Consider the following 9,247-nt stretch of genomic DNA (forward strand, 5'->3'; position numbering starts at 1 on the left):
TTAAGGGAAAAATCTAAAAGGTATGTTTTACCGAAAAAAAGAAGTAGAAACTACCCACGAGTTGTGAAAGGGAAACCACAGAAATACCCAAAAAAATGCCAGTCAATCTCTTAACTGACTGGCATTAGCTATGAATAGCGGTTTTTTATTGAAATCTATCTTACTTCTTAAACGGAAACGCATATTTCACGATACGTTTAATCACGCTGCCATACTGTTTTACCAGACTGGCATTATTATAGTTTAAGCCGTATTTTTTACATACTGCTTCTACTTTTGGCGCCATTTGACGATAACGGCGTGCAGGCACATCTGGATATAAGTGATGTTCAATCTGATGGCTTAAATGTCCAGTCAAAATATGAAACGCTTCAGAACCAGTCAAGTTTGAAGAACCACGAATCTGGCGCATATACCAGTGACCACGGCTTTCATTTTCCATGACAGCTTTCGGAAACACTTCTACATCTTTAGTAAAGTGACCACAGAAAATAATACTGAAAGTCCAGATATTACGAAGGCCATTTGCCACCAGGTTACCTGTCAATACCGGTAATGCTGCAGGACCTGCAATCAATGGAAAGAATACATAATCTTTGAATAATTGCTTGCCAATTTTACGCTGCATTGGCTTCCATTCTTCAAGGGTTTGCTCTTTGGTTTTACGGCCTTTGAAGTATTTACCCAATTCAAGGTTTTGAATAGCTACGCCCCATTGGAACAGTAAGCAAAATGGAATACTGTAGATTGGCTGTAATAAATAACCTGGTTTCCAGCGTTGCTCAGGGAACAAACGCAATAAGCCATAACCGATATCATCATCCATGCCTTTAATATTGGTATAGGTATGATGCTTGAAGTTATGAGTTTGACGCCAGTTGTCTGAAGTTCCTACAATATCCCACTCGTAGGTTTGGCCATTGAGCTTCGGATCATTCATCCAGTCATATTGACCGTGCATGACATTATGACCCAATTCCATATTTTCCATGATTTTGGCAAAGCCTAATAAGCCTGTACCTAATAACCATGCTGGCGGGAACCAGCCTGCGAATAATAAGGCACGACCTGCAATCGATGAATAACGGATGCTCGAATATACGCGACGGATATATTTGGCATCTTTTTCACCTAAATCATCCAGCACTTCCTGTTTGATGGCATCCAGCTCACGTGCAAGTTCATCTAGCTCAGACTGGGTCAGTTCACGGTTTTTAGGATTTTTAAAATACTGTAATTTTACTGGCATATTCATAGGATAAAACTCGCTTATAAGTCGATGACAAGGTCAGTCTGCGCTGAGTTAACACAAATTTTTAAAAGATTACCTGGCTCGGTATTTTGTGCGCCATTTACCAGATTCTTGGTTGAGCCTTCCGCTTTATTACAGGCACATTTATTACAGATGCCCATACGACAGCCATGGGTCGGTCGGATATTCTGCTGTTCCAGACTCACCAGAATCGACTGGCCTTTAGGAATCGTGACGATTTTTTTCGATTGAGTCAGGGTTACATTGACAAAGCCGGTATCAGCTTCATCACTCAGACTCATGCTGAACGCTTCACTTTTGAACAGTTTTGCTGAAGCAAATAGTCGTTCTGCAGTCGCAACAAAACCTGATGGTCCACATGCATAGACTGTGCTTTGTTCCAATGCCTGCAATTGATCTAGATAAGATTCATCAAGACGCGGCGCAGCCGGTTGTTCCTGAGTTGCGAATACCCGATAAGAAAAGTTTGAATATTTTTGTGCCAACTCTTCAAAACGCGCAATGAAAGCAGCATCCTGGTTTTTCTTAACCCAGTACCATAAAGTTACTGGTGCAGCCAGTTCAGCTTTATCTTTTAAAGCTTCCAGCATACTCAGCATTGGGGTGATACCACTACCCGCAGCAAGCAAAAGCAATGGGCTGCTCTGTTCTGGCAAAGTCATGTCACCGAAAGGCTGACCGAATTCAATGATATCACCGACTTCAGCCTGTTCAGCAAACCAGGTAGTAACTTTACCCGCATTCACTTTTTTAACCGTCAATAAAATATGCTGCTGATCAATACGGGTCAGACTATAGCTACGTTCATAACGAATGCCGTTCACCACCACAAATACAGGATGATGCTGGCCCGCCTGACCGAACTGGAATAAATGATTGACACGAATCGTCAGGCTCAGCATATCCTGCGCAGCATGTTCTTTGCGCACAATCTTGCCTAAGGGCTGATTCATTGACCATAAAGGATTTAATTTCTGCATCCAGAAATTAATCGCATATGGATCAATCACACTCTCTTTCAGCGTATTTAATGGCGTTTTAAGCTTTTCGAGTACAGGCATCGTTATAGACATCACCTTGGATTTTTAATTATTATACACTTGTATATATATTTGTATATACATTTGTATTGTTTCTAATCATTTCACAAGCTGGACTGCCTTCGTTATAATGTGTTAATGCCTTTTACTAATCACCTCATGAATGAGCCTTCAATGAAAATAAGCAGTGACGCGTCTTTACCATCGAAAAGCATTGATGAGCCCATTATTGTCCGTAGTGTGGGCCGTAAAGCGACCATTACCAAGGAAGAACTGTTCCAGGCTGCTTTAAACCTGATCGGACCACAAAAAAGTATTTCATCTTTAAGCTTGCGTGAAGTTGCTCGTGAGGCTGGAATTGCTCCGAACAGTTTTTATCGTCATTTTAAAGATATCGATGAACTGGCGATTGAACTGATTGATCGTGCCGGGATTGTGCTGCGTCAGATTCTCAATGAATCTCGTCTAAAAGCATCGAAACAGAACAGTATTATTCGTAGCTCTGTTGAGGTCTTTATTGCCCAGCTGGATGCTGATGAAGGTAATTTAAGCCTGTTATTACGTGAAGGTTATACCGGTTCAAAATCTTATAAACAGGCAGTCGAACGCCAATTGAATTATTTCCAGCAGGAGCTTCAGGAAGACCTGATCCGTCTGGAACGACTAAATAATAAAAAATTATTTCATCCCGAGATTGCGGCCAGAGCGATTACCCAACTGGTATTTAATATGGGTGCCAATGTGATCGATATGGCACCTGAAGACCGTAAGGAAATTGCGGAACAGACCATGATCATGATTCGCATGATTCTGGAAGGTGCCCGTCATCTGGATCAATCTCAGATCCGTTAAGCCAGCTGAAAAAAAAGACTCTTAGTGAGTCTTTTTTATTACCAAGATTAAAGCTTATTCAATCTGGCTTTAACATGGTTTGCCGTCATTTCCGGATGCTCTAGTGGAAACATATGTCCGCCCTGCACCACCGAATAATGAATTTGGTAAACCTTATGCATGCCTTGTGGTAAACCTTGCTGATAAAACTGGCTGCGCTCTGCTGTGATTAAATGTATCGGAACCTGGGGTGGTTTTCTTGGTGTACGCCACCACCAAGCCGGTACAGTCCGGAAAATTTCTGCCTCAATCTGTTTGGGAATGGCTAAAGTTACCCCTCCACGCTCTTGATCAGGCACAATCCCGCTTTCGATATAATCCTGAAAACATTGCTCATCAAAATGCTTAAACAGACGATTCGATCTCAGCGCTTCAACGGCGTCCTGTTTAGATGGCCAGTAATCTTTACGTTTTAGGGTAATACCTGCCGGAGTGAAACGGTCAATACTTTTTAAGTTGAGCTTTTTCACGACTTCAAACAGTGCACTGTTTTTACCAATCACGAAAGGTGGATCCATGATCACCAGTTTGGAAAATAAATCCGGACGTTGATAGGCTGCCATTAAAGTTATCAAACCACCAAATGAATGTCCCAGCCCAATCACCTTTTGATCCGGAGATTGCTGCTGGATATCCTGTATCACTTCATTTACTAGATAACGCCAGTCTTTGGTAATTGGATAGGCTGGATTCATCCCGATCAGCGGAATTGCCTTGACCTGATATTCATCCTGAAAATAATTTAAAAACTTGCGATAGCTTGCCGATGGAATGCCATTGGCATGAGTAAAATGCAAAACCTGTTTCATTATTTTCTTTGATCATTTCTTTATAAAGTCTGAAAGAAGCTTAATATTGAAATGCAAAATTCTACAGAACCAAATTCATCAATCTATGACCTTTAAGTCACTATGAACTCATGTCTGGATATAGATGATTATTTTTTGGAAATAGTCAGGTTTTGCATCGGCAAAAAAGTGGCTCCACAACTGGCTTTATCTCCAGCAATGATTACAGCCCTGCCTTTGACTATTGTAGATAAATCACTAGCAATAGCTGTCACGGTAGTTTGGCACTTGGGACAGTAATGCTTCATGCCATTCAGATGCACCGCCATGCCATTAATTAAAAAAGAGTTTTCACATTCAGTGACCATACCGCCATGGCTGGTTTTCGCGCCAATAGTGATCAATGCTTTGGACATGATATTTTATTTCTTATTCTTAGAGGTGCTGATTTTAAACAATACAGAAAATATCAGCTAGCACAGCCCGACCAAAAGCTCAATCATGACTTTAATTCCAGCCATAAAAAAGCAGCCCGAAAGCTGCTTTCATAATTCATTAGATCTTATGGCTTAACCACGACCATTACTTGAATCGCTTCAGGTGTTACAGATAAACCTTCTAACAAACTCAAGCCTTCTTTTTGCAGCTTCTGTAAACGTGCGATTTCATCTTCACGGATACTTGGGTTGAACTGTTTCAGGTAAGTCAGACGGTCAATTTCATACTGCCATTTATTGCCATACGCTTCTTTAGCCTGCTGCCTGAAGTTTGGCAATGCTGAACGAGCTAATTCCAATGCCTGTTGATAACGCGCTTCAATCACTTCACGGCGTGCTTTCACCACCTGACGGCAGCTATTGCCATCTAAATGATGTAGATATGGTTTCAGGATTTCAGGCGCAATCTTCTGAGACAGATCCTGACCTTTTTCACTCAACAATACACGGATCAGCTGCTGTGGCAAGCTTGACGGTAAGTTCAGTGCTTTTGGTGCAACCACATCAACCTTGAACCACACTTCCATCAATACAGAACCTTGTGGCAATGCTGCAGACTTTAAGACCGCAACGTTGGTACTACCAAAGCCCTGAGTATTGATCATTTCCATCACGCTTTCAGTGAATGGATGCTCTAAAGTTAGATATTGAGCATCTTCACGGATCTGAGCCTGGTCACGATAGAAGGTGGCTGTCATGCCCTCTTCATCCAGGGTCAAACCTTGTACCTGCATCTGATCCGTTGGCTTGATGATCACCGTACCATTGCTTTGCTCATCAAAGTCGATATTGGTCGATGCCATAAAACGCTTCATGAACATTGGCAAGGTGGTATTGTCATCATAGTCTTCAAGCGCATTAACAATTTCCTGTGCCACGACGGGACGGCAAGAATTGTACTCAAGCAGACGGTCACGACCTTCCTGCAACTCGGCTTCAAGCGCTTCACGTTGTACGCTAACTTCTTCCAGCAGATCTTCAAATTCCTGACCTTTATCTGCCAGCAAGCAATCTTTCAGGGCAACAATAAAGTTTTCTTGCAGCGTTTGCGCCGTTGGAGAAATGTTGCTGAAAATATTCAGCGCTTCGTTATACCAACGGAACATACGCTCCTGCGCAGTACCCACCAGATAAGGCACATGAATCTGGATACGGTTTTCCTGACCGATACGATCCAGACGACCAATACGCTGTTCCAAAACATCCGGATTGGCCGGTAAGTCAAACAGGATCAAGTCTGATGCAAACTGAAAGTTACGGCCTTCTGAACCGATTTCAGAACATAACAGAATCTGTGCACCATAAGATTCTTCAGCAAAATAAGCTGCTGCCTGGTCACGTTCCAAAAGACTCATGCCTTCATGGAACATGGCAGTACGGATACCTGCATGCAGACGTAATACATTTTCCAGTGCTTCAACCACTGGACCACTACGGGCAATCAGTAATACTTTTTTGTGTTTCAGATCAGTACGCAGCTTTTCCATCAACCACATTACACGCGGATCGGTTTCCATCCACGAGCCATCAAGTTGAGATTCTTCCGGCCACATCTGTTCACGTAGTTTGCCATCTTTAGACCAGTTTTCTGGCGCTGGCAATGGTGCTGGCTGACAGTCACGACCCGGGAAGCCCTGAATCGCTTCACGTGTGTTACGAAACAGGATACGACCCGTACCATGACGGTCTAGCAATTCATGAATGGCACGGAAACGTTGCTCTGGGGTATCTTCAATCGCATGACCAAGCAGGCTTTCAATCGCAGTGAAATGCTCAGCTTCCAGTGGAAGGTCTGACATCAGTACTTCAGCGATTTTAGCGGTATGCTGATATTGCTCTTCTTCATCTAGGAAACGATCCAATGAACTGAAACGTTGCGGATCAAGTAAACGTAGACGTGCAAAGTGAGATTCTACACCGAGCTGTTCTGGTGTTGCAGTCAATAACAATACGCCCGGTGTTTTCTCTGCCAGCTCTTCGATCAGATCATAACGGTCATTGCCGCCTTCTTCCTCAGACCACATCAGGTGATGCGCTTCATCGACAACCAACAGGTCAAAGCCCGCTTCAATCGCCTGTTCGCGTAGATCTTCGTGATCCACCATCAAGTCCACAGAAGCAATAATGCGCTGTTCGGTCAGGAATGGATTTAGTTCAGGATCATGCTCTTTGATCGATGCAGTACGAGCCAAATCAAATAGGGAGAATTCAAGATTGAAACGACGGCGCATCTCAATCATCCACTGATATTGCAGTGAATCCGGGACCAAGATCAGAATACGTTCAGAACGGCCTGTTTTAAGTTGCTGATGAATGATCAGACCAGCTTCAATGGTTTTACCCAAGCCAACTTCATCCGCCAGTAAAACACGCGGTGCGAAACGCTGACCGACTTCATGTGCGATATACAACTGGTGTGGAATTAGCCCCACACGCGAACCGACCAGACCACGCAATGGACTGGTTTGCATATTGGCTTGCATCAGCAAGGCTTCAATACGCAGGTCATACCATTCTTTATAATCAATCTGGCTGGCCAGTAAACGGTCTAAAGGTTTAGACAACTGAATCGTTGCACCTACACGCGTTTCATTTAAAGCTTTACGTTCTTCTGTGCCATCTTCAAGAGTACGAACCACGTGATAACGCACTACACCATTGCGGTCTTCAACTGACTCAACGGTCCAGATCGTACCTTCCTGATCTTGCAGTTCGTCATTCGCATTAAATACGATACGAGATAAGGGTGCGTTACTGCGAGCATAGACGCGAGTTTCATCACTTTTTGGGAATAAAATGCTGACCGATCGCTCATCAACATCAATGAGAACCCCTAAACCGAGTTCTGTTTCAGTATCTGATAACCAACGTTGACCAATAGCAAATTGCTGCAATTTTTCCACCTTTATCTTAAGTACAAGATTATGAATATCAGGCTCAATCACGAAAAGTCATTTGAGCAAAATTTCACACCTTCAAGCAATGTATTTTGACATAAAGCCCACTAAAAAGTGAGCATAATTCACGTCGATTAAACAAGTATTTCCTAGAATTCAGCCGGACAATTAAATTCAACTAACTGTTGTGTTTTAGGATGATAAAAACTTAAACGCTCGGCATGTAAGCATAGACGCGGACTAAGCTGTTGCTGCTCTGGCGTTGCATACAAGGTATCGCCAATAATCGGATGCCCGAGATATTGCATATGTACACGGAGCTGATGTGAACGACCGGTAATCGGAGTCAGTTTCACCCGAGTCACAGCTTGCCTCTGAATTTCAAAATGTTCGATGGCCTGCCATTCTGTAATTGCCGGCTTATTATGATTCGGTTCAGCAATATGCAGTGGTGGACAGCTTGGATCATAAATAACAGGCACATCAACTATACCCTTACCTTCTAATGTTCCAGCCACTATGGCTTGATAGGTTTTATCGGTTTGGCGTTCCTGAAACTGGCGAGAAATGGATTTTTGCCCTTCACGGCTTAAGGCAAATACTAAGATACCGGAAGTGTCTCGATCCAGACGATGGATCAGTAAAGTTTTAGGTTCTAATTTGATGAGGCGATTGATCAGGCAATCTTGTAAATCTTCTGTTTTACCGGGTACTGTGAGTAAGCCTGCAGGCTTATGGATGACCATAAAATCTTCATCACGATGTATCAGATGTTCGGTTAGAAAATTACTCAAAGTTCAATCCCACGCTGATCGCGAAAAACAAGGCGGCCATAATAGAAAGCTTGAGTGATAATTACAATGCGCATTTATGTAAATGGCGATGAAATTTCCGATTATTTTAAGAAAATTACCCAATTACCGATTATCGACGTGCAGATTGCATTACAAAGCTCGCTAGATCATGTAATGACGAGTGTTCCAGCACATCTTCATAACGCAGATCAGCACCATGCGCACGCCATGTGCCAACCAGACTGACTACTGCTACAGAGTCCATTCCGTATTGTCTTAAATCTACATATGGATCAATATCTAGTGCATCCATATCCAGCTGTTCTGCTACTGCTAACATAATACCTTTGCTCGACAACACATATTCTGCTGGCGCACTCAGATTCCATAATCGGGTCAAGCTATAACTATTCATATGATGCAAACCTTGTGCCGAAATATTATCAATCCACTGAATGTGCTGTTCCTGATTTGGCAATAGGATCGCATCATCAATCACGCAAATTTGCTCAGTTACACTTTGCAGATGTGGCAGGATTTGTTTCAGCATCGGTGTAATTTGTCCGGCGAAAATCAGTTGTGGATGAGTTGAAGCATATTCTCCAAGTTGCTGCATACCCTGCATTAAATCATCGCCATATAGGTCGACAATGGGAATATCGAGTGCTTTGGCTTTGTTGCTGATTTGAATCAGGTTGTGCATAAGCACACTGTCTTGAATGCCCTGTATCATGCGTAGATTTTGTAAGCCTACAAGAACTAAAACAGATTCATTTGATGTAAGCTGCCATTTGGCTTGAGATGGCGCGAGTTGGATTTTTTTGGGCATGGGGTACAGCATGGGAGGCTCTTATAAATACAAAATAGCATGATGATTCATGCTATTTTAGTTTAGCATCGATTTGAAAAACACTTTGATTTTACAGACGTTTATTGTTCTATGTTATTCACCAATTAAAATGTCTATGTGATAAACCATTTAAAATGTCCTGTTTTTAACCACAAGAGTCAAGCACAGGATTTAACTTTCTTTGTTCAATAACAGCTTTCTGAGCTTTACGACTCGG

The 9,247-nt window shown here is 42.5% G+C and carries 8 protein-coding genes; 1 reads left to right on the forward strand and 7 read right to left on the reverse strand.

The window, feature by feature from the left end; translation table 11 throughout:
• Positions 1 to 160: 160 nt before the first annotated feature.
• Positions 161 to 1,255, reverse strand: a complete 1,095-nt coding sequence (locus FTU72_RS15550; RefSeq protein WP_004786314.1) for an acyl-CoA desaturase — start codon at positions 1,253 to 1,255, stop codon at positions 161 to 163.
• 14 nt (positions 1,256 to 1,269) lie between these two features.
• The gene (locus FTU72_RS15555; RefSeq protein WP_179993426.1) at positions 1,270 to 2,334 is read right to left on the reverse strand and encodes a ferredoxin reductase; all 1,065 of its coding nucleotides are present in this window, start codon (positions 2,332 to 2,334) and stop codon (positions 1,270 to 1,272) included.
• Positions 2,335 to 2,487: 153 nt separating this feature from the next.
• On the opposite strand from FTU72_RS15555, the gene fabR reads away from it, so the two are divergent.
• A complete protein-coding gene (fabR, locus tag FTU72_RS15560; protein ID WP_004786319.1) occupies positions 2,488 to 3,165 on the forward strand; it encodes an HTH-type transcriptional repressor FabR in 678 nt (225 codons plus the stop codon).
• Between the two features lie 47 nt (positions 3,166 to 3,212).
• Here the strand turns inward: fabR and FTU72_RS15565 are convergent, their stop codons facing one another.
• The 5 genes from FTU72_RS15565 to FTU72_RS15585 form a co-directional block, all read right to left on the reverse strand.
• Positions 3,213 to 4,013: an alpha/beta fold hydrolase gene (locus FTU72_RS15565; protein ID WP_034702914.1), complete on the reverse strand. Its 801-nt coding sequence runs from the start codon at positions 4,011 to 4,013 to the stop codon at positions 3,213 to 3,215.
• Between the two features lie 128 nt (positions 4,014 to 4,141).
• Complete coding sequence (locus FTU72_RS15570) at positions 4,142 to 4,408, reverse strand: PAAR domain-containing protein (protein ID WP_004786323.1); 267 nt, start codon at positions 4,406 to 4,408, stop codon at positions 4,142 to 4,144.
• Between the two features lie 146 nt (positions 4,409 to 4,554).
• Positions 4,555 to 7,392: an RNA polymerase-associated protein RapA gene (gene rapA / locus FTU72_RS15575; RefSeq protein WP_159123766.1), complete on the reverse strand. Its 2,838-nt coding sequence runs from the start codon at positions 7,390 to 7,392 to the stop codon at positions 4,555 to 4,557.
• Between the two features lie 143 nt (positions 7,393 to 7,535).
• Positions 7,536 to 8,132 carry an RluA family pseudouridine synthase gene (locus tag FTU72_RS15580; RefSeq protein ID WP_306669496.1) on the reverse strand — a complete coding sequence of 199 codons (597 nt, stop codon included), beginning with the start codon at positions 8,130 to 8,132 and terminating at the stop codon, positions 7,536 to 7,538.
• Positions 8,133 to 8,310: 178 nt separating this feature from the next.
• Positions 8,311 to 9,021 carry a phosphopantetheine-binding protein gene (locus tag FTU72_RS15585; RefSeq protein ID WP_180032290.1) on the reverse strand — a complete coding sequence of 237 codons (711 nt, stop codon included), beginning with the start codon at positions 9,019 to 9,021 and terminating at the stop codon, positions 8,311 to 8,313.
• Between the last annotated feature and the right edge of the window lie 226 nt (positions 9,022 to 9,247).

This window comes from Acinetobacter sp. YH12137, assembly GCF_013418535.1.
Taxonomy (GTDB): Bacteria; Pseudomonadota; Gammaproteobacteria; order Pseudomonadales; family Moraxellaceae; genus Acinetobacter.